The sequence below is a fragment of the Tomitella cavernea genome (assembly GCF_016599145.1).
GTDB lineage: Bacteria > Actinomycetota > Actinomycetes > Mycobacteriales > Mycobacteriaceae > Tomitella > Tomitella cavernae.
The window spans coordinates 41,789-66,084 of record NZ_JAENKO010000016.1 but is presented as its reverse complement, the minus strand read 5'-3'; the positions used below and the strand labels follow the sequence as shown (position 1 = coordinate 66,084).

Annotated in this window: 18 protein-coding genes; 9 read left to right on the top strand and 9 right to left on the bottom strand. The window is 73.2% G+C overall.

Translation table 11 applies throughout. The annotated features are described in order from the left end of the window. The first annotated feature begins 15 nt into the window (after positions 1 to 15). On the top strand, positions 16 to 870 hold the full coding sequence (locus JJ683_RS07905) for a TIGR02569 family protein (RefSeq protein WP_200172824.1): 855 nt from the start codon (positions 16 to 18) through the stop codon (positions 868 to 870). A 38-nt stretch (positions 871 to 908) separates the two neighbouring features. Here JJ683_RS07905 and JJ683_RS07900 read toward each other — a convergent pair whose 3' ends face one another. Both JJ683_RS07900 and JJ683_RS07895 read right to left on the bottom strand, forming a co-directional pair. Continuing rightward, positions 909 to 1,817 (bottom strand): MinD/ParA family ATP-binding protein, encoded by a 909-nt coding sequence (locus JJ683_RS07900; protein ID WP_372435264.1) that lies wholly within the window; start codon positions 1,815 to 1,817, stop codon positions 909 to 911. Positions 1,818 to 2,221: 404 nt separating this feature from the next. Next, positions 2,222 to 2,899 (bottom strand): FadR/GntR family transcriptional regulator, encoded by a 678-nt coding sequence (locus tag JJ683_RS07895; protein ID WP_200172822.1) that lies wholly within the window; start codon positions 2,897 to 2,899, stop codon positions 2,222 to 2,224. Between the two features lie 210 nt (positions 2,900 to 3,109). Between JJ683_RS07895 and JJ683_RS07890 the strand changes: the two genes are divergently transcribed. Next, a complete protein-coding gene (locus JJ683_RS07890) occupies positions 3,110 to 4,372 on the top strand; it encodes an MFS transporter (RefSeq protein ID WP_200172850.1) in 1,263 nt (420 codons plus the stop codon). A 67-nt stretch (positions 4,373 to 4,439) separates the two neighbouring features. Here JJ683_RS07890 and JJ683_RS07885 read toward each other — a convergent pair whose 3' ends face one another. Together JJ683_RS07885 and JJ683_RS07880 are read right to left on the bottom strand one after the other, a co-directional pair. After that, positions 4,440 to 4,736 (bottom strand): MGMT family protein, encoded by a 297-nt coding sequence (locus JJ683_RS07885; RefSeq protein ID WP_200172820.1) that lies wholly within the window; start codon positions 4,734 to 4,736, stop codon positions 4,440 to 4,442. A gap of 3 nt (positions 4,737 to 4,739) precedes the next feature. After that, a complete protein-coding gene (locus tag JJ683_RS07880) occupies positions 4,740 to 5,540 on the bottom strand; it encodes an alpha/beta hydrolase (protein WP_372435263.1) in 801 nt (266 codons plus the stop codon). 213 nt (positions 5,541 to 5,753) lie between these two features. Here JJ683_RS07880 and JJ683_RS07875 point away from each other — a divergent pair, with 213 nt between their 5' ends. The 4 genes from JJ683_RS07875 (at position 5,754) to nudC (ending at position 14,800) form a co-directional block, all read left to right on the top strand. Then, entirely contained in the window at positions 5,754 to 9,191 is a 3,438-nt protein-coding gene (locus JJ683_RS07875; RefSeq protein ID WP_200172816.1) for an ATP-dependent helicase, read from the top strand. Next, on the top strand, positions 9,188 to 12,643 hold the full coding sequence (locus tag JJ683_RS07870; protein WP_200172814.1) for an ATP-dependent helicase: 3,456 nt from the start codon (positions 9,188 to 9,190) through the stop codon (positions 12,641 to 12,643). The genes JJ683_RS07875 and JJ683_RS07870 overlap by 4 nt, the downstream gene beginning before the upstream one ends. Positions 12,644 to 12,749: 106 nt before the next feature. Next, the gene (locus tag JJ683_RS07865; protein ID WP_200172812.1) at positions 12,750 to 13,826 is read left to right on the top strand and encodes a potassium channel family protein; all 1,077 of its coding nucleotides are present in this window, start codon (positions 12,750 to 12,752) and stop codon (positions 13,824 to 13,826) included. A 35-nt stretch (positions 13,827 to 13,861) separates the two neighbouring features. After that, complete coding sequence (gene nudC / locus JJ683_RS07860; protein WP_200172811.1) at positions 13,862 to 14,800, top strand: NAD(+) diphosphatase; 939 nt, start codon at positions 13,862 to 13,864, stop codon at positions 14,798 to 14,800. A gap of 28 nt (positions 14,801 to 14,828) precedes the next feature. On the opposite strand, the gene JJ683_RS07855 is transcribed toward nudC, so the two are convergent. Next, on the bottom strand, positions 14,829 to 15,116 hold the full coding sequence (locus JJ683_RS07855) for a glutaredoxin domain-containing protein (RefSeq protein ID WP_200172810.1): 288 nt from the start codon (positions 15,114 to 15,116) through the stop codon (positions 14,829 to 14,831). 203 nt (positions 15,117 to 15,319) lie between these two features. Between JJ683_RS07855 and JJ683_RS07850 the strand changes: the two genes are divergently transcribed. Beyond that, entirely contained in the window at positions 15,320 to 17,497 is a 2,178-nt protein-coding gene (locus JJ683_RS07850) for an ATP-dependent DNA helicase UvrD2 (protein ID WP_200172809.1), read from the top strand. A gap of 11 nt (positions 17,498 to 17,508) precedes the next feature. Here JJ683_RS07850 and JJ683_RS07845 read toward each other — a convergent pair whose 3' ends face one another. After that, a complete protein-coding gene (locus tag JJ683_RS07845; protein WP_200172808.1) occupies positions 17,509 to 18,831 on the bottom strand; it encodes an ABC1 kinase family protein in 1,323 nt (440 codons plus the stop codon). Between the two features lie 11 nt (positions 18,832 to 18,842). Next, the gene (locus tag JJ683_RS07840; RefSeq protein WP_200172807.1) at positions 18,843 to 19,844 is read right to left on the bottom strand and encodes a cyclodehydratase; all 1,002 of its coding nucleotides are present in this window, start codon (positions 19,842 to 19,844) and stop codon (positions 18,843 to 18,845) included. 145 nt (positions 19,845 to 19,989) lie between these two features. Here JJ683_RS07840 and JJ683_RS07835 point away from each other — a divergent pair, with 145 nt between their 5' ends. Beyond that, the gene (locus JJ683_RS07835; protein ID WP_307810756.1) at positions 19,990 to 20,574 is read left to right on the top strand and encodes a M48 metallopeptidase family protein; all 585 of its coding nucleotides are present in this window, start codon (positions 19,990 to 19,992) and stop codon (positions 20,572 to 20,574) included. A gap of 58 nt (positions 20,575 to 20,632) precedes the next feature. Here the strand turns inward: JJ683_RS07835 and JJ683_RS07830 are convergent, their stop codons facing one another. Further along, positions 20,633 to 22,186 carry a zinc-dependent metalloprotease gene (locus JJ683_RS07830; RefSeq protein ID WP_200172805.1) on the bottom strand — a complete coding sequence of 518 codons (1,554 nt, stop codon included), beginning with the start codon at positions 22,184 to 22,186 and terminating at the stop codon, positions 20,633 to 20,635. A gap of 135 nt (positions 22,187 to 22,321) precedes the next feature. Between JJ683_RS07830 and JJ683_RS07825 the strand changes: the two genes are divergently transcribed. After that, positions 22,322 to 23,371 carry a YlbL family protein gene (locus JJ683_RS07825; RefSeq protein WP_200172803.1) on the top strand — a complete coding sequence of 350 codons (1,050 nt, stop codon included), beginning with the start codon at positions 22,322 to 22,324 and terminating at the stop codon, positions 23,369 to 23,371. Positions 23,372 to 23,429: 58 nt separating this feature from the next. On the opposite strand, the gene JJ683_RS07820 is transcribed toward JJ683_RS07825, so the two are convergent. Beyond that, complete coding sequence (locus JJ683_RS07820) at positions 23,430 to 24,011, bottom strand: PPA1309 family protein (protein WP_200172801.1); 582 nt, start codon at positions 24,009 to 24,011, stop codon at positions 23,430 to 23,432. Positions 24,012 to 24,296: the final 285 nt, after the last annotated feature.

The following is a 24,296-nucleotide window of genomic DNA, read 5'->3' as shown; positions in this document are numbered from 1 at the left end:
GGTAGGTTACGGGTTGTGAGCTCTACAGACCTTCCTCCGGAACACGTCCGGTCCACGTTCGGCCTGCGCGGCCGGGAGCTGATGCCGTTGGGTGACGGGACGGGCGCGTGGCGCGTGGGCGAGGCGGTGCTTTCGCCGGTGGCCGACCATGCACGGGCGGCGTGGTCGGCGAGCGTGCGCGAGACCCTCGACGTGGACGGCGTGCGGCTGGCCCGTCCGGTGCGCTCGAGCGACGGACGGTACGTGGTGTCCGGCTGGCGCGCGGACACGTTCATCACCGGCGAACCCGAGCCCCGATACGACGAGGTGGTGTCGCTGTCGGTGCGGCTGCACGCCGCCACATCGTCCCTGTCGCGTCCGCGGTTCCTGGCGCAGCCGCCCGCCCCGCCGTACAGCGATGCGGACATCTTCGCCCTGGCGGACAGGGCCGCGTGGGAGAGCGTGCCGTTCGCCGGCGTCCGCGGCCTGGACGCGATCGTCGCGGCGGGGCCGGACGGGGATCGCAGCAGCGCGCTCGTGCACCAGTTGGCGTCCTTGCGCAAGCCCGTGGACATCCCGGACCAGGTGGTGCACGGCGACCTGTTCAGCACCGTGCTGTTCGCCGGTGCGGCCGCCCCGGGCATCCGCGACATCGTGCCGTACTGGCGTCCCGCGCCGTGGGCCGCCGCGGTGATCGTCGTGGACGCGATCTCCTGGGGCGGCGCTGACGACGGGCTCGTCGAACGCTGGGGGGTGTTGCCGGAGTGGCCGCAGATGCTGTTGCGGGCCATGATCTTCCGGCTCGCCGTGCACGCCTTGCACGACAGGGCCACCGCCGGGGTGCTGCCGGGGCTGGAGCGCACCACAGAGCTCGTCCGGCTCCTCGTGTAGGTCGGGGCGTACAGGTGGGCCCGCGGGTGGGAGAACCGTTACCGGCGCGGCAGCGAGAATCCCTCCGCCACCACGGCGGCGAGTTCGAGGAATGCCCTGCGGGTGCCCCTGCCGAGCAGGTCCAGGTCCACCTCCGAGCCTTCGGCCAGGTGCGGGTCGAACGGGATCGTGTGGACGACGCGGCACCGGCCGGCGAACAGCTCCTGCAGCTGCGGCAGCTTCACCGCACTCGTTCCGCGCCCGGCGGAGTTGATGACGACGACGCACCCCTCCACCAGGTCGCCCCGGTCGTGGTGCTCGAGCCAGTCGAGCGTCGCCAGCGCGCTGCGGGCGCCGTCGATGGCGGGTGAGGTGACGAGCACCAGCGCGTCCGCGGTGTCGAGGACGCCCGCCATCGCGGAGTGCATGAGGCCCGTGCCGCAATCGGTGAGCACGATGTTGTAGTACGACTGGAGGATCCGCAGCACCGACCGGTAGTTCTGCTCGCTGAAGGCCTCGGAGACCGCGGGGTCCTTCTCGGACGCGATCACCTCGAGTCGGCTGCGCGCCTGCGACGTGTGCGCGCGCACGTCGGAGTAGCGGCGGATCCGGGGGTCCTCGAGCAGGCCCCGCGCGGTGGACGACGTCTGCGAGCGGACGCGCTGGCCCAGGGTGCCCAGGTCGGGGTTCGCATCGACGGCGATGACCCTGTCGCCGCGAACGGAGGCGAACGTGGAGCCCAGGCCGATGGTGGTCGTCGTCTTGCCGACCCCGCCCTTGAGGGAGAGTACCGCGATGCGGTAGTCGCCGCGGATCGGCTGGTCGATGCGTGCCACGAGTTCGCGGTGGGCGGCCTCGGCGCGCGATTCGCCCGGGTTGATCAGCCTGCCGGAGGCCACGTGCACGGCGCGGCGCCAGCCGCCGGACGGGGGACGCCTGGAACGCTGGAGCAGGTCGAGGTCGGACAACTCCCGATGCGCCGACGCGCGGGATCGTGCCGGCGTCGGGCCGGTCGGTGCGGCCCCGTTCTCCGACGGATCCGCGGGCATCGGAGCCGGGGCCGGCCCCAGGATTCGCGGTGCGGGCGAGGGGTTCTCCGATGCGGGTGGTGCGTGGGCGGCTGTGGGAGGGACGGGCCGGAAGGGGCCGGGTGCGGCCGCCGCCCGTTCCGCCTGCGCGCCGCTTGCCAGCCAGGGCGGGCCCGCGGGTGCGGTGCCGACGTTCTGCGCGTCCGAATACCCGAAGTCCTGCACGGTGAATCCCCCCGTAAGCGTTCCCCCGGCCGCCGCGGCGGCGGCCTCCCCCTGAAACCAGCGACCACGCTAGCACCCGGCACCACCGGAAGGGAACGGCCGCCGCGGGGGCCGGGCGGTCATCCGTTTCCGGCGTCGCGGGCGAGCAAGGCGGACAGGAAGCCGTGCAGCGTCGCGGCGGCGCGCGCGGCGTCCCCGTCGTCGATGGCGTCGACCAGCGCCCGGTGTTCGCTCAGATAGACGGTCCCCGAGTGGGAGAGCTCGGCGAGCATCTCCTCGGTCATCGTGGGGACCACGCCCTCATACACCTGCAGATAGGTCGAGTTGTGGGCGGAGACGACCACCGCGCGGTGCAGCGCCGCGTCCGCTCGCGCGGCGGCGTCGAGGTCGCCGTCCCTGTGGTGGCGATCCATCCGGGCGAGCAGCCGGCGCATGTCCGCGATGTCCTCCGCGCTGCGGCGCTGCGCGGCGAGAGTCGCGGCGGTGACCTCCAGCGCCTGCCGCAGTTCCAGCAGTTCTCTCCGACGGGCGGGGTCGATCTCTCTGCGCAGCACGGCGGTGACCGACGAGTCCGCCAGCACGAACGTGCCGGAGCCCTGGCGACGGTCGAGCAGTCCCGCGTGCACCAGCGAGCGCACGGCCTCGCGGACCGTGTTGCGTCCCGCACCGGTGATCCGGGACAGCTCCGCCTCGGTGGGGATCCGCGAGCCCACCGGCCACCGGCCCTGGCGGATCTCCCCGCGCAGCATCTCCGTCACCTGATCGACCAGTCCCCGGCCCCGCGTGATCGACTGCACGACCCGTTCCCTCCGTCCCCTTGGTCGGTGCGCCCACTCCGTCACCGCGACGCTGTGTCACCGCACCCGTTTCATCCGATACATCCCATCATCCTATGATTTGTCGGAGCAATCGGCGGACGGCCACGATGACGGCGGGAGAAGGCGACGGTGGGTGTGACAGGAATCGGCGGTGGCGTGCGCAAAAGTCCGCGGGGTCCGGCGGGCGGTCTGCGCGGCTTCTTCGCGGGCAGGCTCATCGCATTCCTCGCGCTGGCCCTGTCGGCGCTGGTGTTGCGCACCGCCGTCACCTCCATCACCCCGTTGCTGGACAGGATCGGCGACGAGATCGGCTTCGGCTCGGCGGTGGCCGGCGTGTTCGGCATGGTCCCCACGGCGATGTTCGCGCTGTTCGGTCTGCTCACACCACTGCTCATCGGCAGGATGGGGCTGGAGCGAGTGGCGGTCGTCGCGATGTTCCTGTCCGGTGCCGGACTCCTGATCCGGGCGCTCGTCGACGACACCGCCCTGCTGCTGGTGTTCTCCGGGGTCGCCCTGGCAGGCATGGGCATCGGCAACGTGGTGATTCCACCGCTGGTGAAGCGCTACTTCTCGGACCGCGTCGCGATCATGAGCGCCGTGTACATCACCTGCGTGCAGTTGGGAACGGCCGTGCCGCCGCTGGTGGCCGTCCCGGTGGCGGACGCGTACGGGTGGCGGTGGTCGCTGGGCATGTGGGCGCTGGTCGCCGCGGCCGCGCTGCTGCCGACGCTCGCCCTGCTGCGCTCGCGCAAGACCGCCGACGCCGCGGAACGGGCGGTGTCGAGCGTGGCGCCGGACGAATCCGGATCGGGCTCCGGTGCGGACGCGCCCGTGATCGTCGAGAGCGCGGTCGACGAATCCGCCGGGCGGCGCGGGTCACTGGTGCGCACCACCCTGGCGTGGGGCCTGGCGGGAATGTTCGGGATGACCTCGCTGATCACCTACTCGCTGTTCACCTGGCTGCCGCGGATCTTCTCCGACGCGGGCGCCGACGAGGCGTTCGGCGGTGCGATGGTGGCGCTGTTCTCGGCGATGGGCCTGATCGCCGCGCTCGCCGGGCCCACCGTCTGCGCGCGCATGTACAACCCGTTCCCGATCGTCCTCGGCTGCGCCGTCGTGTACATCGTCGGCTTCAGCGGGCTGTACTTCGCGCCCATGGGGGCGCCGATACTGTGGGTGGTGCTGTTGGGGCTCGGGCCGAGCACGTTCCCTATGTCGTTGACACTGATCAACCTGCGCACGCGCACGCAGTCCGGCGCCTCGCGGATGTCGGGGTTCAGCCAGGGGATCGGCTACACGGCGGCGTGCCTGGGCCCGTTGCTGTTCGGTGTGCTGCGGGACATGACGGGCGGATGGGCGTGGCCGTTCGCGTTCATGCTCGTGTCGATGTGCGTGATGGTCGTCGGCGCGTTCTTCGCGTGCAGGCCGCGCTACCTCGAGGACCTGTGGTAGACGGCTGTTCACGTCATGGACACGGCCCTTCGTGGCGCGGGAACGGATCCGCGCGTCGCGGGACGGGTCAGGGTTCGTGGAACGCGCTCCGCATGTCCACGCGACCGTCGATGAGGGGGACACCCTCCTGCGCCAAAAGAGGCAGCTGGCGCGAGCGCATGGCGGGGGCGGGCCGCCCGTCCGCGCGGATCACCCGCTGCCACGGCAGTCCGCCGCCGTCCACGCGCAGAATCCAGGCGACGGTGCGCGCCGTCGACAGCCCCGCGGCCGCGGCGATCGCACCGTAGGTGCAGATCTTCCCGCGCGGGATCGCGGCGATGAGCTCGCGTACGCGTTCCACCTGTTCCTCGGTGGTGGCGGCCACGGCTCAGGACTCCTTTTCCCGGGCGCGGCGCACCAGCTTCGCGACGAGCCCGGGATGTGACTGGGACACCATGTGCTCGCAGTCGACGGAGTGCACCGTCAGCAGTTCGCCCAGCTCCGCACGCCACCGGTCCACCACGTCGTCGGCCAGGAAGGGCGGTTGCACGCGGGCGGCGCGGACGAGGTCCGTGGGCACGGCCGGAGGGGTCACTGCCGGCAACGCCATCTCCGCCCAGGCGGCGACCATCGCCGGAGCGCCGACGCGCCACGTCACGCCGCCGAATGGCGAAGCGACCAGGTGCTCTGCGATGTCCGTGTCGAGCACTGCGGGGTCGACGTCGGCCCAGCCGCCATGAAGCTTGTCGGCGCGCGCCTCGGCGGCGTCCGGATAGTCGGGCGAGTGCAGGTACGCGTCGGCGATGTCGCGCGCCCTGTCCGGTGCGAGCCCCATCGCCGGGTCGAGCAGCACCAGGGCGCGCACCGCCGCCGGATGCGCGCACGCCAGCCGCACGGCGATGTTCGCCCCGTAGGAGTGCCCGACGACGATGAGCGGCTCCGCGTCCTCCGCGCGCAACACCGCGGCCAGATCCCGGACCTGCGCGTCGACGGTCCAGGGGGGAGCCCACGGTGAGCGGCCGTGCCCGCGCAGATCCGGCGCCAGGACGGTGAGGTCGGGAAGCCACGTGCGCGCCAGGTTCTCCCAGCGCTTGCCGTGCCCGGTGAGCCCGTGGAGCGCGAGCACGTCGGGGGAGCGTCGCGGGGGGTCGTTCGGCGGGCCGAACCGGTGCAGGTGCAGGGAGCTCACGGCGCCGATTCTGTCACCGGCGGGCGGAGGGGAGGGCATCGCGGTGCGGCGTGGCTGTCGGTGGTCTGTGCTGAGATGGTGCGCAGTGGTCGAGGGTCGACGGATGGGCAGTGTGGCGGGGTCGGCAGTGTGGCGGGGTCGGCAGTGTGGCGGGGTGGACCGCAGAGCCGGGGACGGAGGAGCGATGACGAGTGAGCGGAGGTGGCCGGCGACATGGCGGTGAGTGGAACGGACGTCGCCGCGCCGCGCCCGCGGGCGCGGTTGGTGGGTGCGGCGCGGGATGCGCCCCTCCCCCGGGAGTGGGAGGGGGGCGCCGCATCGTTGCTGGAGGACGCCGGGGCGACGGCACGAGGCGGCGCCGGGTCGGCAACCCGGCCGGCGATGCAGGTCCTCGGCGGCCCCGGGACGGGAAAGACCGCGCTGCTGGTGGACGCCGCGGTGGCCCGGCTCGCGGCGGGGGCGGATCCGGAGAGCGTGCTGGTGCTGACGCAGTCCACGCGTGCCGCGGCGACGATGCGCGCGGAGATCACCCGGCGGCTGTTCGCCGGGCGGCCGGACACCGCGTCCCGCGCCACGCGGGAGCCGATGGTGCGCACCGTCCACTCCTACGCATTCGGCGTGTTGCGATTGCACGCGTCGGCCCACGGCAATCCGCCTCCGCAACTCATCACCGGCGCCGAGAAGGACGCGGTGATCCGGGAGCTGCTGCGCGGGGACAACGAGGACCTCGCGGCGGGCGGGGACGCCGCCCGCCGGGCATGGCCGCGTCGGCTGCAGCCGGCACTCGGCCTCGTCGGATTCGCCCGCGAACTCCGCGACGTCATGCTGCGTGCAGCGGAACGCGGGTACGGCCCCGAGGACCTGGTGCGGCTCGGCAAGGGGCACCGCCGCGCGGACTGGCAGGCGGTCGGCAGGTTCGCGGCCCGCTATGAACAATCCATGCTGCTGCGTTCGTCGGTGGGCATGGAGGCCCCGCAGGCGAGTGCGCCCGCGCTCGACGCCGCCGAGCTCGTCAGCGCGGCCCTCGAAGCGTTCACCCTCGACCCGGACCTGCTCGCCGCCGAGCGCGACCGCGTGCGGTGTCTGCTGGTCGACGATGCGCACCACCTGGACCCGCAGGCCGCCGGGTTGGTGCGGCTGGTCTCTGCGGGCGCGGGGATGTCGGTGGTGGCGGGCGACGGCGACCAGCAGGCCTTCCGCTTCCGCGGCGCGGATGCGGAATACCTCGACTCGGTCGCGGATCCGGGCAGCCCGCAGCGGATCGTCCTCACCGCCTGCCACCGTTCCGGAAGCGCACTGGTGGATGTCGGCGCGCGGGTGGCGGCGCGTCTCCCGGGCGCCGCCCCCCAACGAGGCCCCTCCGCGGCCCCCGGAGCAGCGGCGGGCGCGGCGGAGGTCCGGGTCCTCACCACCCCGTCCCATGAGGCGGCGCTGATCGCCGACGCGCTGCGGCGGGCGCATCTGGGGGACGGTGTGCCGTGGTCGGAGATGGCGGTGATCGTACGGTCGGTACCGGCGTCGTCGGCGGTGCTGCGACGCGCGCTCTCCGCGGCAGGCGTTCCCGTGGCCACCGCCTCGAACGAGCTGCCGCTCGCACGCCAGCGTGGTGCGTCCGCCCTGCTGATCGCGCTGCGCGCCGTCACCGCGTCCGGCGGGCGGGGCAGCGGGGTCGGCGGGTTCACCGCGGACGATGCGCTGGCACTGGTCTCCGGGCCCATCGGCGGCGCCGACCCGGTGGCGTTGCGGCGGCTGCGGAGGGGCATCCGCAGGGCCGAGCTGGATTCGGGCCGCGACCGCGAGTCGGTCGAGGTCATCCGCGCGACGCTGGCCGCCGGCGCCGCCGATGGTGGCGGTGCCGGCGCCGATGATGGTTCTGCGGAACTGTCTCGCGGGCTCAGCGAGGTCGAGTCCGCGCCCCTGCGGCGGGTCCGCGATGTTCTCGACGCCGGGCGTGCTGCGCTGTGCGCCGGTGGCGGCGTCGAGGAGGTGCTGTGGGCGCTGTGGCAGACCAGCGGGCTGGAGGGCCGATGGGTGGCGGACTCCGCCCGCGGCGGGCCCGTGGGCGCGCAGGCCGACCGTGACCTGGACGCGGTGGTCGCGCTCTTCGACGCCGCCTCGGACTTCGTCGACGGACTGCCCGCGGCGCATCCGTCGGGTTTCGTCCGGTACATCGAGGACCAGGAGCTGCCCGGGCAGGTGCGCACCGCGGCAGCGGCGCCTGCCGATGCGGTGTCGCTGCTCAGCGCGCATTCCGCTGTGGGGCGTGAATGGGATGTCGTCGCCGTGGCGGCCGTGCAGGAGGGGCTGTGGCCCAACCTGCGAGCACGCGGGACCCTGCTCGGAGCGGAAGACCTCGTCGACGTCATGGACGGCCGGACCGCGCACCCGGATTCCGACGAGCCGCGCCTGCGCATCTCGCGCACCGCCGAGCTCCTCGCCGACGAGCGGCGACTGTTCCTGGTCGCGTGTACACGCGCCCGGCGTCGTCTGTTGGTGACGGCGGTGGATTCGGCGGGCGGCGAGGAGCTCGTCCCCTCGCGCTTCCTCGAGGGGCTCGCCGCATCGCCGGCGGCAGGAGCGGCAGGCGCGGCGGCCGAAGCCGGTGCAGCCGGGCCGGACGGGGACGCGATCCCCGCGGCCGAGCCCGGCGCACGCAGGGTGTTGGCTCCCGGGCCGCTGGTGGGTGAGCTGCGTGCCGCGGTCTCCGCGCCTGTCGGCTCCGACCCCGCCGCGCAGGAGCGTCGGCGCCGCGCCGCCCGCCAACTCGCCCGCCTCGCGCGGGCGGGCGTGCCGGGCGCGCACCCGCGCCAGTGGTACGGGCTGGCCGCCGTCAGTACGGGTGCGCCGCTGTGGGGAACGGACGACGGGCCGGTGGCGCTGTCGCCGTCCAACGTCGAGACCTTGCGCAATTGCGGCCTGCGCTGGTTCCTCGAGCGCAACGGCGGCGATGACGGCGCCCAGATCTCCGCGGTCGCCGGCACGTTGGTGCACGCCCTGGTGCAGGCGGTGGCCGCCGATCTGCCGGAGGACGAAGTCGCCCGCCAGATGGACGCCGCCTGGCAGCAGGTGGACCTGGGCTCGCAGTGGTATTCGCGCCACGAACTCGAGCGGCACCGCAGCATGCTCGCGGGATTCCGGGGATGGCTGCGGGCCACCCGCACCGAGCTGACCGAGACGGGCGTGGAAGTCGCCGTGGACGTGGTGCTGGAGGCGCCGGCGGGGTCGGGTCTGCCGGGGGTGCGTCTGCGGGGCCGGATCGACCGGCTCGAACGCGACCCGGACGGTCGCTTCGTCGTCGTCGACGTCAAGACCGCGCGCAATCCTGTCACCAAGAACGAGGCCGCCGACCACGCGCAGCTCGCCGCCTACCAGGTGGCACTCGCAGCCGGCGCCGTCGACGGCGAGCGCGGTGAACCGGGCGGCGGGCGGCTCGTGTTCGTCGCGAAGTCGGACAAGGACGGCGTCGCCGTCGAACGGGCCCAGGCGCCGCTCGACGGCGCGGGGGTCGAGCAATGGCGCAACGTCATCCACGAGGCGGCGGAGACCACGCGCGGCCCCGGATTCACCGCTCAGGTGAACGACACGTGCCGGCACTGCGCGGTGAAGACCAGCTGCCCGGCGCAGCCCGACGGAAGGCAGGTGACCGAATGACCGCGTCGCAGGATGCGCGGGTCGGCGCGGCCGAGATCGCCGAGGCGCTCGGCCAGTTCCCGCCCACCGACGAGCAGGCGGCGGTGATCGAGTCGCCGCTCGAGCCGGTGCTCGTCGTCGCCGGCGCGGGTGCCGGCAAGACCGAGACGATGGCGGCACGCGTGGTGTGGCTGGTGGCCAACGGGCTCGTCGAGCCGTCGCAGGTGCTGGGACTCACCTTCACACGCAAGGCGGCCGGCCAGCTGACCGACCGCATCCGCCGCAGGCTGGCGCGGCTCGCCGGGTCGTCGCTGCTGCGCAGCGTCGACCCGGGCGGAGGCATCCGCGACAGGCTCCGCTCCGCGGAACCGGAGGTGAGCACCTACCACTCGTACGCCGGCCGGCTGCTGGGGGAGTACGGCCTGTTGCTGCCGATGGAGCCGTCGGTGCGGATGCTCGGCGAAACCGAGCTCTGGCAGGTCGCCCACCGGGTGGTCAGCACCTGGGACGGCGACATCGACACCGATTCCAGCCCGGCGGCGATCACCGAGCAGGTTCTCAAGCTGGCCAACCAGCTGGGCGAGCACCTGGTGGATCCGGACGATGTCGACCGGTCGCACGTGGAGCTCGAACACCTCGTGTTCACGCTGCCGCCCGGCCCGCGGCAGCGTGAGGAGCCGTCGCAGAAGCTCACCGCCCCGCTCGCCGTGCAGGAACGCAGGGTCGCGCTCCTGCCGTTGGTGCGCAGGCTCGCCGAAGAACTCCGCGCGCAGGGCGCCCTCGATCCCGGGTCGCAGATGTCGCTGGCGGCCGGGCTCGCGTCCGCCCACCCAGAGGTGGGCGCGGCCGAACGCGCACGTTTCCGTGCCGCGATGCTCGACGAGTACCAGGACACCGGGCACTCGCAGCGGGTCCTGCTGTCCTCGCTGTTCGGCGGCGGGCACAGGGACCCGGACGGTGATCACGACAGCGGCGGCCCCGGCGGTCCCGGCGGGCGGGGCCGTGGCGGGCACGGCGACGCCGCGGTCGCCCTCACCTCGGTCGGCGACCCGATGCAGTCGATCTACGGGTGGCGGGGCGCGTCGGCGGCGAACCTGCCGTACTTCACCACCGACTTCCCCGCCGGTGCGCGTCCGGCCCGTATCCTCGAGCTGCTCACCAGCTGGCGTAACCCGGCCGAGGCCCTCACGCTGGCCAACGCGGTCGCCGCCCCGCTGCGCGAGCGGGGTGTGCCGGTGAGCGAGCTGCGTGCGCGCCCGGACGTCCCGCCGGGCGACCTGCGCGCGGCACTGCTGCCGGACGTCGAAGCGGAGCGCGAGTGGCTGGCCGAGCACATCGCCGCCCGTTTCGAGGCGGCGCGCGCGGCCGGTGCGCCTCCGCCCACCACGGCGGTCCTCGTGCGCCGTAACGCGGACTCCGTCCCCATCGCCGAGGCCCTGCGAGGTCGCGGAGTGCCCGTAGAGGTGGTGGGGGTCGGGGGACTCCTGCAGCAGCCCGAGGTCCGCGACGTCGTCGATACGCTCCGCATCGTGGCCGACCCGCTCGCCGGTACGGCCGCGATGCGCGTGCTCACCGGGCCGCGCATCCGGCTCGGCGCGGCCGACCTGGCGGCACTGGCGCGTCGCGTGCGCGAGCTGGGCCGGCATGGGCGGCCCGGTGCGCAGGGGCTGCTCAGTGATGAGGACGAACTGCACGACGCCCTGGCTGCGGCGCTCCCCGGCGACGAGGGCGATGCGGCCGGGCTCGGCGACGCCATCGCGGACCCCGGCCCGGCCGAGCGGTACTCGCCGGAGGGGCACCGCAGGATCACGGCACTGGCACGACGACTCGCGTCGCTGCGCAAGCGTATCGGTCAACCGCTCACCGAGCTGACGGCAGAGGTCGAACGGTCCTTGGACATCGGGATCGAGGTGGCCGCGCGCAGCGACACCACGGGTGGCGGCCGCGAGCAGCTCGACGCGTTCGCGATGGTCGTCGCCGAGTACGCGGCCGACCCGCACGCCACGCTCGCCGGGCTGCTCGGATACCTGTCCGCCGCGGAATCGGTGGAGAAGGGGCTCACCCCGGGCGAGGTCGAACTGGACCCGCACCGCGTGCAGATCCTCACGGTGCACGCGTCGAAGGGGCTCGAATGGCAGGTCGTGGCGGTCCCGCACCTGGCAAGCGGTGTCTTCCCGGCCGACAGGGCCACGTCCACGTGGCTGGGCGACGTCACGGAGCTGCCGCCGCAGCTGCGCGGCGACCGGGCCGCGCAGGACGGCGGCGAAGGCGTGCCGGTGCTGGACCTCGAGGGGTGCGCCACCCGCAAGGACCTCGAGAACGCGCTCGAGTCGCACAAGAAGGCGCTGGCGCGCCGCCGGCTGGACGAGGAGCGCCGGCTCTTCTACGTCGCGGTCACGCGCACGGAGCACACGCTGCTGCTCTCCGGGCACCACTGGCCGGCGACAGGCAAGGCCAAGGGCCCCTCGGACTTCCTCTCCGAGGCGCGGGACATCCTCGCATCGGGCGCCGGCACCGTCGAACGGTGGGCGCCGGAACCAGAGGAGACCGAGAACCCCCTGGCTGCCAACCCCCGGGCGGCGCAGTGGCCGGTGGACCCGCTCGCGGGCAGGCGGGGCGACGTCGAAGAGGGCGCGCGGATGATCCTCGACGAGCTGGACGCCGCCGAGTACGCCCCGGAGGATGCCGCCGGCGGGGGCGTGCCGGAGAGCGCGGCACGCGACGACCCGGACGGGTGGGCGGCCGATGTCGACCTGCTTCTGGCCGAGCGTGCGGCCGCGGCCGGCCGCGCGCTCGACGTGCCGCTGCCCGCGCGCTTGTCCGTCAGCCAGATGGTGCAGTTGCGCGCGGATCCCGCCGTGCTGGCGGAGCGGCTCCGCCGGCCCGTCCCGTACAAGCCGAACCCGCTCGCGCGCCGCGGCACCGCCTTTCACGCGTGGGTGGAGCGGCGATTCGGTGCCACACGGTTGCTCGACCTCGACGAACTGCCCGGCGCGGCGGACACGGGCGCCGACCCGGGGGCGGACCTGCAAGCCCTGCAGGAGGCATTCCTCGCGTCCCCGTGGGCGGTGCGCAGTCCGGTGGAGGTGGAGGTGCCGTTCGAGACGGTCATCGGCGGGGTGCTCCTGCGTGGCCGCATCGACGCGGTCTTCCGTGACGACGACGGCGGCTGGACGGTGATCGACTGGAAGACCGGCGCACCGCCCACTCCTGCGGAGGAACCCGCCGTCGCGATCCAGCTCGCCGTGTACCGGGTGGCCTGGGCCGAGCTCATGGCGCCTGCGCCCGGCGCCGACGGCACGACCGGCGCGCCGGCGCTCGACCGCGTCCGGGCCGCGTTCCACTACGTGCGCAGCGGCCGCACTGTGGCGCCCCCGGACCTGCCCGGAGTCGACGAGTTGGCCGCGCTGCTGGCGGTGGCCCCCGAACCCGCGGACGGGGCGGGGCCCGTCGCCGTCACGGAACGAGGCTGAAACATTGCGACGATGCCCGTGGATCCCCCGCAGCCGGGACACCGCGCCCCGGGCGGGCTACGCTGCCTCGTTATGAGCAATAGCGTGCACGGCGGGATCGGCTGCGATGGCCGGTAGGCTCGGCCCCGGCGGCATCCGCAGACGGCTGTTCCTCGACGACGAGCTGACGGACCGCCCGGATTATGACCTGGTCAACATCGTTCGCGTCCCGATGCGGCCGGTCAGCCCGTCCCGCAGCATCATCGTCCGGCTGGCGCTCGGCATCGGGTTGATCGTGCTGTCGGGATTCATCATCTACCTGCAGCGTGACGGCTATCAGGACGTCGCGGGCAAACCGATGACGCTGCTCGATTCGATGTATCACGCGACGGTGTCGGTGACCACCACCGGCTTCGGCGACATCTCGCCGGTCAGCGAGTCGGCACGGCTGGTCAACATCCTCGTCATCACGCCGCTGCGGATGGCTTTCCTGGTGATCCTGGTCGGCACGACCATCGAGGTGCTCACGGAACGGTCCCGCCAGGCGTTCAAGATCCAACGTTGGAGGCAGAGGTTGCGCGATCACACGGTCGTCATCGGCTACGGAACGAAGGGGCGCGCAGCGGTGGACGCGCTCACCGGCGACGGCGTGCCGCCCGGCGAGATCGTCGTCGTCGACACCGACGCCGCGGTCCTCGAGAAGGCCTCGCATGCGGGGCTCGTCACCGTGCAAGGGTCCGGTAGCAAAGCGGACGTGCTGCGGCTCGCCGGCGCGCAGCGGGCCGCCGCGGTCATCGTCGCCGCCAACCGCGACGACACCGCCGTGCTCGTCACCCTCACCGCGCGCGAGGTGGCGCCCAAGGCGAAGATCGTCGCGGCGGTGCGCGAATCCGAGTACACACACCTGCTCGAGCAGTCCGGCGCGGACTCCGTCGTCGTCTCCTCGGCGACGGCGGGCCGGCTGCTGGGCGTGGCCACCGCCACGCCCAACGTCGTCGACATGATCGAGGACCTGCTCACCCCGGACGAAGGTTTCGCCATCGCCGAACGCGAGGTGGAACCCGACGAGGTGGGCGGTTCGCCGCGGCACCTGCGTGACATCGTCCTCGCGGTGGTCCGCAACGGCGAGATGCTGCGTGCCGGCACCGCCGACGTCGACTCCATCGAGGAGAACGACCGGCTGCTTTACATCCGGAAGGCCTGACCCTCGAGGGCGGGGCGGGGTGGCACAGTGGGCACGTGACCCCCTTCGCACTGCACCGACCGCCCCTGCTCTCCCGCGACGCCGCCGACCCGCTCGACCGGATCGACCGCACGGACGCGGCGGCCCTCGACGCCGCCTGGCCTGCCGCACGGGTGCTCAGGGTCAGCGGCCGCGGCAAAGTGCGCACCGACGGCGCGCACGTCCGCCTCGACGCGGCGATGGACGTCGCCGCCGCGCGGCCGGCTGCTGCGGTGCTCGTCGGCGGCGACGCGGGCCGGCTCGTGTGGGCCGTGGCCGAGCCCGGCCTCGACTCGGCGCCCGTGCCCGGAGAATTCGACGTCGACGTCTCGCTCGGAGACCTGCGCACCCACGGCACCGTGTTCGGGGCGGTGGAGAACAGGTGGCTGGTCACCGCCCTGGCGCTGCTCAACTGGCATCGCGGCGCCGGATTCTGCGCGCGCGACGGAGCCGCCACCGTGCCGGCCAACGCGGGTTGGGTGCGGGTGTGCGACGAGTGCGGGCGCGAGGAATACCCGCGTACCGACCCGGCCATCATCTGCTTGGTGCACGACGACGCCGACCGTGTTCTGCTCGCCCGCCAGCCCAGCTGGCCGGAGCGCCGCTTCTCCGTGCTGGCCGGATTCGTCGAAGCGGGCGAGTCCCTCGAGGCGTGCGTGGCGCGCGAGATCGGCGAGGAGGTGGGCGTGCCGGTGCGCGATGTCCGCTACCTGGGCAGCCAGCCGTGGCCGTTCCCCCGCTCGATCATGCTGGGATTCGGTGCGACGGCCGACCCGGACGCGCCCGTCCGGTTCCGCGACGGCGAGATCGCCGAGGCGCACTGGTTCACGCGGGACGAAGTGCGTGACGCCCTGGCGCTCGGCGACTGGGCCGCCGACACCGACGCCCCGCTGCTCCTGCCCGGCAGCATCTCCATCGCACGGGGGATGATCGAATCCTGGGTGGACCCGCGCTGACAGGACCCGCCGGGTGCTCGACGGGCGGTCAGTCTCGCGCGAGCCCCAACCGGCGCCGCACGCCCTTGAACGGCGGATTGGTCACCACCTCGCCGTTGGGAAAGTGCACAGTGGGCACCACGTGGTCGCCGCCGTTGACGGAGGCGACGAACTCGGCCGCCGCGGGCTGCTGCTCGATGTCGATCTCGACGAACTCGATGCCGTCGGACCGCAGGTCGGCCTTCAGCTTGAGGCAGAACGGACACCAATCGGTGGTGTAGACGGTCAGGGTTTCGGGTGCCGCGGGCGCGGCCGTCTCGGTGCTCACGTCCTGCATAACGCCGACGGAGTGCGGCGTGTTCCGGCCGGGCGACGGGATGCGTCCGGTACGGCGCCCGGCCGCCGCCTGCGCGCCCGGGGCGGGCCACCCGGACGGTCGCTGTCGGGGGTGGCTGCGATGATGGCGGAATGGGACGGACAGGCGGCACGGGGGTCGCAGGAACTGGGGTCATGGGAACTGGGGGCATGGGAACTGGGGGCATGGGAGCCGGCGGAGCAGGGACCATCGGAGCAGGGGATGGCCGCACGGACGCGGCGCTGCAGGGGCTGGACCCCGAGCAGACCGCCGCCGTTCTCGCCCCGCGTGGTCCCGTGTGCGTGCTGGCGGGTGCCGGTACCGGCAAGACCCGGACGATCACCCGCCGCATCGCGCACCTCGTCGCCCACGGCCACGTCGCGGCGGGCCAGGTGCTGGCGGTGACGTTCACTGCGCGGGCCGCGGGGGAGATGCGGATGCGGCTGCGCGCGCTCGGGGTGGACGGCGGCGGCGGTGCCGTGCAGGCACGCACCTTCCACGCCGCCGCACTGCGTCAGCTCAAGTACTTCTGGCCGCGGGTGGTCGGCGAGGTGGACTGGCAGCTGCTGGACCGCAAGTTCGCCGCGGTGGGGCAGGCGGCATCGCGGGCGGGGGCTCCCACCACGAAGGAATCGGTGCGCGACCTCGCCGGCGAGATCGAGTGGGCGAAGTCGTCGCTGATCGTCCCCGAGCAGTACGCGGCCGCGGCGGCGCGCCTGCACCGCGACACGCCCGCGCCACCGGAGCAGGTGGCCGCGGTGTATGCGGGGTACGAGGAGCTCAAGGCGTCCTCGACGCTGCTCGACTTCGACGACCTCCTCCTGCACACCGCCGCAGCCCTGGAGGAGAACTCGTCGGTGGCCGAGGAGTTCCGCGACCGCTACCGGTGCTTCGTGGTGGACGAATACCAGGACGTCACGCCGTTGCAACAGCGCGTGCTGGACGCGTGGCTGGGCCCGCGCGACGACCTGACCGTGGTCGGCGACGCCAACCAGACCATCTACTCGTTCGCCGGGGCCTCGCCGCAGCACCTGCTCGACTTCTCGCGCAGGTTCCCCGATGCCACCGTGGTCCGCCTTGAACGCGACTACCGTTCCACACCGCAGGTGGTCGACCTGGCCAACAAGACCATCGGCGCGGCGCGCGGCCGCATCGCGGGCACCCGCCTCAAGCTGGTCGGGCAGCGCCCGCCCGGCCCCGAGCCGCGGTTCAACGAGTACGACGACGAGCCGGCCGAGGCGGCGGCCGTCGCCCAGCGCATCGCCGCGCTGATCAAGGACGGCACGCCCGCCTCCGAGGTCGCAGTGCTCTACCGCATCAACGCGCAATCGGAACAGTTCGAGAACGCGCTCACCGAGGCCGGCATCCCCTACCAGGTGCGCGGCGGCGAGGGATTCTTCCAGCGCCAGGAGATCCGGCAGGCGGCGGACGCGCTGCGCCGGACGGCGGCGCGCGACGACCTTCCCGAGGGCGCCGACAGCGGTGAGAACCTCATCGCGCTGGTGCGTGCCGCCCTCGCGCCGCTCGGCCTGACCGACGCCGAGCCGCCCGGCACGCAGGCGCGCGAGCGGTGGACGTCGCTGCGCTCGCTCGTGGCGCTCGCAGAGGAGCTGCGTGTCCACGAGCCCGACCTCACGCTCGACGGGCTCCTGCGTGAACTCGGCCGGCGTGCGGACTCACGTCACCCCCCGGTGGTCGAAGGGGTCACGCTGGCCTCACTGCACGCGGCGAAGGGGCTCGAGTGGGACGCGGTGTTCCTGGCGGGGGTCACCGACGGGATGCTGCCGATCACCCACGCACTCGGCTCGGGCGGCGCGCCCGACGACGAGGCGGCGGTGGAGGAGGAGCGGCGCCTGCTGTATGTCGGGGTGACGCGGGCGCGGGTGCACCTGTCGCTGTCGTGGGCGCTGGCGCGCAACGAGGGCGGACGCAAGACCCGTCGGCGTTCGCGATTCCTGCACGGGCTCATCCCCGACTCGTCACCGGCGTCGAAGATCGCGCCCCCGCGCCGCGAGCGCAAGCGGGCCCGTTGCCGGATCTGCGGCAAGGCGCTGGTCGGCGCCACCGATACCAAGCTGGGGCGCTGCGCGGGCTGCCCGTCGGACATCGACGACGACGTGTTCGCCGCACTCAAGGACTGGCGGCGGGACAAGTCCCGCGAGCTCGACGTGCCCGCATTCGTGATCTTCACGGACGCCACGCTCACGGCCATCGCGGAACAGCTGCCGACGGGCGACCGCGCGCTCACCGCCATACCCGGCATCGGCGCGGCCAAGCTCGAGCGCTTCGGCCGCGATGTGCTGGCGATCGTGGCGGGCGACCGGCCGCCGGATACGGACGGCGTGCCGCTCGACCCCGCCTGACCCCGGGGCGTTCAGCGCACCGGGTCGTCCACCATCTCCGGCGCCCAGCGGCGGATCACCGAGAGGAACGGCGCCTTGACGTCGAGCTGGCACAGGATGGCCACCGAGCCGCTCAGCACGCGATGGATCATCAGGTAGTCGGCGGGCAGCGTGAACGCGCGGCTGGTCTGGAACTCCTTGCCGCGCAGGTTGGTGTACGTCTCCGCGATGCCCTGCATCCAGGCGCGGTCGAAGCGGAAGGTCTCCTGGCGCAGCGGCTCGACGAACGGCCGCAGGAACTGCATCGCGTCCTCCGCCGAGAGCCTGTCGCCCCGCGCGACGTACCCGGCCATCGTCATCAGCGAGACCAGATCATCGGGGCGGTCCTGCACCGCCAGGCGCACCATGTCGGTGAGCACCTTCGGCAGGCCGTCCGGCAGTTCCACGGCCGCGCCGAAGTCGATCACGCCCAGCCGCCCGCCCCCGGTGATCATGAAGTTCCCGGGGTGCGGATCGGTGTGCATCAGGCCCACCCGGGCCGGCGAGGAGAAATGGAACTCGCACAGTCGCAGCGCCGCGTCGTTGCGCTCCGTGGGGGTGCCCTCCGCGATGGTGCGGGACAATGAGGTCCCGTCGAGCCACTCGCTCACGAGCACCTTGGGCGCGCTGGCGACGACGCGTGGAATCGAGATCAGCGGGTCCCCGTCGAACTCCGCGGCGAACCGCCGCTGGTAGCCGGCCTCGATGCGGTAGTCGAGTTCCTCCTCGGCGCGCGTGGTCAACTCGTCGACCAATGCCCGGACGTCCGTACCGGGCGCGAACGGCCGGAAGACCGGGGTGAGCCGCCGCAGCTGGCGCAGGTCTGCGCGCAGCGCCTCGTCTGCGCCCGGGTACTGCACCTTCACGGCGACGTCCCGCCCGTCCGCCCAGACGGCCCGATGCACCTGTCCGATGCTGGCGGCAGCGGCCGGGACCTCGTCGAACTCGGCGAACCGCGAGCGCCACGCCGTGCCCAACTGGTGGTCGAGAACGCGGTACACGGCCGACGGCTGCATGGGCGGGGCGTCGCGCTGGAGCTTGGTGAGCGCCTCACGGTACGGTTCGGCGAGCTCGTCCGGCATGGCTGCCTCGAACACGCTCATCGCCTGCCCGAGCTTCATCGCGCCGCCCTTCAGCTCGCCGAGCACGGCGAAGAGTTGCTCGGCGGCCTTCTCTGTGAGATCGGCGTTGATCTCCTCGGCCGTCTGGCCGCTCAGCCGCCGCCCGAGTCCCGCCGCGGCTCGTCCCGCGATCCCCAGGGGCAACGACGCGAGTTTTGCGGTGCGCGCGGCACCGTGGCGAGGAATGTCAGACACGGGCCCATTGTTCACGATCCGGGCGGGGGAAGCGTGTTACCCCCGTTGAGGGCGTTCCCCGGCGCTCCGCCGGCCGTCGCGTGCCGTGCGGCGCGGCACGGGCACTCGGGGTGAGGGAGCCAGGGGAACGCGGTCACCGACGTGCCGCCGGGGCCCACTTCCACCTGGTGGCTGCATCCCGTGGGCACACCATGGGCCGGTGTCCGGGCGCGGCACGCGGCGAGCAGGTAGGTCCGGAGCAGGTCCGCTGTCACGCCCACGGTGACCATGACCGTGGGCGCGTCACCGTGCCCGCGCCGGCCCATCTGCTGGACCATCAGCCGTGGCCATGCCGGGTCGCGGTCGCGTCGGTGCAGGTCGCCGCAGCCCAGGCACGCCGTGCGACCGGGCAGCACCACCGGCCCCACGACGCCGGAACCGTCCCGCAGACGCACGTGCAGGTGCGGCATCGCGGCCTCATGAAGCATCCGCCGGATCCCCGGCTCGACGACGGCCTGGCCTGCCAGGATCGTCACTGACGATGCGGCCGCCTCCACGGCGAACTCGTCGTCCGGGTGAGTGCCGGAGGCGCGGACCTGCACCCCGATGGCGGGCAGATGCTCGCGGAGCCTGTCGGCCAGCGGGCCGGCGCCGTGGACGGTGACCATGCTGCGAGGGACACGCTCCTCGGGGCCCAGGGTGAGCAACCCGGCGCGGGTGAGCTCGTCGAGGATCGGTCCGGCATGGGCGAGGGGCAGGCCGGTGCGGCGCAACGCGCGATCGAGGCGGGTAGACCCGTCCAGCTGGCGCAGCAGCGCCGCGAGGCACCGTGGCCCGAAGCCGGCCGGCGGCCGCACCACCACGGCCAGCGCGGGTGACATGCCGATCTGTACTGTGCCGTCGCCGCGCAACAACACCGGGAAGCGTGCGTCGAGGCGTGGGGTGGAGCGGAACAGTCGGCGCTCTGCGGAGGTGGGTCTGCGTCGTGGCGGCGCGGCGTCGGAGCCGGTCGCCGTGACAATCGATGCGGCCATGACCCGACTGTGCCATCCGTCCGCCGCGGCCAGCCTGCGCGGCGACCCGTTATCCACAGGCCGCCACTGCCATTCACGTGCGGAAACCGGTGGCAGGGGGATCTGGTGCGACCGGCGGCGTGGGCAGCGCGCTAGCGTCAGGGGCGTGAGTGTGCAGGGGAAGGTCGAGATCCGCAGGAGCGCGCGCCGCAAGCGCACTGTCAGCGCGCGCCGTGAAGGGGACGTCACGGTGATCCTCATGCCGGCGGGGCTGTCCGCGGCGCGCGAGGCGGAGCTGGTCGACGACTTGCTCAGCAGGCTGGAACGTTCGGAGCGGCGACGGCGCGGCCGGGCGGGCGCGGGCGACGAGGCGCTTATGGCGCGGGCGAAGGAGATGTCGGACCGATGGCTCGGCGGGGCCGCGCAGCCGGCCTCCGTCCGGTGGGTGCCGGTGATGCGGTCGCGGTGGGCGTCGTGCACGCAGACGGACCGGACCATCCGGGTGAGCGAGGCGGCACGGGGGTTTCCCGCGTACGTGCTCGACTACCTGCTGGTGCACGAGCTGGCGCACCTGGTGGCGCCGGGCGGGCACACCCCGCGGTTCTGGGAGTTGGTGCGGCGCTACCCGCGCACCGAACGTGCCATCGGGTACCTCGAGGCCAGTTCGGCGGCCCTGCGCGATCCGGCGCTCGCGCACGCGTGGGGCGCGGACGATTGCGACGGCGCCGCGGCGTGCGACGGATCGGACTGAGACGCCGGACCGGTCCCGGTCATCACGGTCTCCGTAGCGTCACCGCCCGTCGTCCGCGTCACCGCCCGTCGTCTGAATCGCCGCCGTCGCCCGGGTTCCTGTCGTCGCCTTCATCACGGCCGTCTTCGCGGCCGGTGTTACCGCTGTCGCCGCGGGAGCGTTCCTCCTCGATGCGGAGCAGCTCGGCGATCGGATCGTCCATCGCGGAGGTGTCCCCGCCGATCACGCGGTCGATGAATCCGGCGGGGTCGTCGAGGTCGCCGGCGTCGGGAAGCAGGTCGGGGTGCTCCCACACCGCGTCGCGCTGTTCGATTCCGGCGTCCCGGGTCAGCCTCGACCACAGCGCGGACGCCTCGCGGAGTTTGCGGGGACGCAGCTCCAGGCCCACCAGGTTGGCGAAAGTCTGCTCCGCGGGACCGCCCGACGCCCTCCTACGACGCAGCGTCTCGCCCAGCGCGTCCGCGCCGGGGATGCGGTCGTCGAGCGCGTCGTGCACCACGGTGGCGACCCAGCCCTCGACAAGCGCCAGCAGCACCTCCAGCCGCTCCAGGGCGGCCTTCTGCTCCGGGGTGTCCTTGGGCGTGAACGTGCCCTCCTGCATCAGGCCCTCGAGTGCGCTCGGATCCATGAGCGCCGACGGGTCGAGCCCGCGTGCGGCCTCTTCGATGGCGGAGAAGTCCACGGTGATGCCGCGGGCATAGGCGTCGACCGCGTCGAACAGGCGTTGCGCCAGCCAGGGGACGTGGCTGAACAGCCGCTGATGCGCGGCCTCGCGGGCGGCCAGGAAGATCAGCACCTCCGAGCGCGGCCTGTCGAGCCCCTCGCCGAAGGCGGTGATCGCCTCCGGCATCAGGGCCGCGGTGCCCACCGGGCCCAGCGGCAGCCCGATCTCCGTCGAGGTGAGGACCTCGACGGACAGCTGCGCGAGCCCCTGGCCGAGCTGCGCGCCGAACGCCATGCCGCTCATCTGCGTGATCATGCCCATCATGGGGCCGGCCATCTGCGCGGCCTCCTCCGGCAGCGCGCCCGACCACATGGTCGACATCTGCCGGGCGACCGGGTCGCACAGCTTCTTCCAGCTCTCGAAGGTGTTGTCCACCCATTCGGCGGGCGTCCACACGTCGGTCTTGGAGACGCCGGACGGGAGCGTGGTGGCGGCGTCCAGCCACAGCTCGCCCAGCCGCACCGCATCCTCCGCGGCCTTGCGCTGCTCGGGCGAGACGGGGCCCTTGTGGGGGATCTGCTGGTGCGCGGTGCGGGTCGCGAGCTCGTAGTTGACGGGGCCCTGCGCCCCGGCCTGGCCGGAGCTCATCGCCCCGCCCATCCCGCTGAGCATCTGGCCGAACTGCGAGAGCATCTGGCCGAGCATCGCCGGATCGAACTCCTGGCCGCCGGGACCGCCCTGGCCGGGCTGGCCGCCGGGCAGACCGAACATGCCGGAGCCGAACGGCGAGCCGCCCTGTCCGGCGCCACTCCGGCCGGCCCCGGAGCCGCTGTCGCCGGAGCCGCCCTGGCCGGACCCGTCACCGCCTGAGGACTCGTCGCGACCGCGTCGCTCGGGGTCGTCGCCGGAGTCGTCGGAACTCGAGAAGCCGAACGGCACGTCACTCATGCCTCAACGGTACAAGCTCGCCCGGCCGGAGTGCCGACTCTGCGGCCGGTCACGCTCACGGCGAACACGCCGCCGGCGGCAGGGCCGGACCCCTGGAATAGGCGGCGGCCGCGCCCCCTCTATATCGTGGGCCGGGTGAGTCGACGCATCCTGACGCTGATCGCGCTGTTCGTTCCGCTGGTCTTGCTGGTCGTGCTCGGCTTCACCGTCACGGTGCCCTTCGTGGCGATGGGGCCCGGGCCCACCTTCAACACGCTCGGCGACGTCACGCTGCAGCAGCAGGACGGCACCACGGAAGAAGTCCCGGTGGTGGAGGTCGAGGGTGTGCCCGTCGACCCCGTCAGCGGTCATCTCAACATGACCACCGTCGCGGTCCGGGACCAGATCACGCTGTTCGACGCGCTGGGCCTGTGGGCGGGCGGCGCCAACGGCGTGGTGCCGCGTGACGAGGTGTACTCGCCGGGCAAGTCGGAGCAGCAGATCCGCGAGCACAATCAGGCGGCGTTCAGCGAGTCGGAGCACAGCGCCGCGGTCGCGGCGATGCGCCACCTGGGCCTGTCTCAGGTGGCGGTGAAACAGGTCGTGCAGCACAGCGGGGCCGAGGGGGTGCTGCAACCGGGCGACGTGATCACCGCCGTCGACGGGACCGACGTGACCACGGCGTCGCAGCTCACCGAGCTGATCTCGGCGCATGCGCCCGGCGAGACGGTCGACGTGACCTTCCGGCGCGGGGACGCCGAGAAGACTGCCACGGTGACCCTCTCCGCGTCGTCGGGCCCGGCGGCGTCCGGCGGCGTCCTGGGCATCACCGTGGCGGACACCGTCCCCGCCGACATCGACGTCACCTTCAACCTCACCGACATCGGCGGCCCGTCCGCCGGCCTGATGTTCTCGCTGGCGCTGGTGGACAAGCTCAGCCCGGGCGAGCTGAGCGGCGGGGAGTTCGTCGCGGGCACCGGGACCATCGACCCGTCCGGCCAGGTGGGCCCCATCGGCGGCATCCCCTACAAGATGCGCGCGGCGCGCGACGCCGGATCCACGGTGTTCCTCGTCCCGGCGGGCAACTGTTCCGAGGCGGAGCGGCACGCGCCGGAGGGTCTCACCCTGGTCAAGGTCGACACACTCGACGACGCGATCTCCGGGCTGCAGGCGTTGGAGGCGGGACGGCCGGCGCCGCACTGCTGACCGGGCCGCCCGCGTCGGCGGTCCCTTTCCCTGTCGCGGCGGGGCCGGACCTCCCTGTTCACCGGTCGTCGTCGGGGACGTCCGCGTCGAAGGTCGACTGCAGTGCGGAGATCAGGTCGTCGCCCAGGCCCTCGTAGCGCAGCAGATTCAGAGCATCGGGATCGCCGTCGCCTTCGGGGCCGTCGCCCTCGCCCTCCGAGGACGCCCGCATCTGCAGCAGGCTCAGCCCGCCGCCGTCCCGCAGCGCGGCCGTGTACTGGCGGGCGGAGCGACGGCGCGGGTCGCGCGCGGCGGCGTCCGGGTCGGCATCGGCGCCCGGCGGCAGCACGACGATCTCGCGCACCAGCAGGCAGCCCGCCACCGCGTCCGGCCACGACACCCCGGACAGGATCTCGCCTAGCGCCGCGGGGTGCAGGTCGGCGTCGTCGTAGAGCGGATCCTGCTCGACCGGCGTCAGCCCCGCATCATCAAGATGGTCGAGCAGTGCGGGGTCGGTTTCGGCGAGGACGGCCGTGGGCACCAGGGCGTACAGACGGGGCGGTTCGCCCCACGGATCACCCTCGGCGGTGATGAACTCGGCCACCTCGCGGATGCTCCGTCCGAGGTCGTCCACGCGGGCATCGGCACGATCGGCACTCATGCGCACATCCTCGCACCCCGGCCGGGGAACCTCTCCGCCTGCCCGGTCGTTGATCGGGTGAACCGTGATTCCGCCCGTGTCGGGGCGGTTCAGTAGAGTCGTAGCCGACCACAGGACGTGTGGCGGGGTGTGTGCTGCCAGGCACGGGCCGGTCCGCGCGGCGGCCGGCGGGGCACACGGCAAGAGGATCGAGGTTCCCGTCGGCGCTCGGAAAGCGCCTGCGGGAAGCGGCACGGAGTCCTCCGGTGCGGCGCTGTGCGCGGCGCCGGTCGGGGCTGCGGCCGT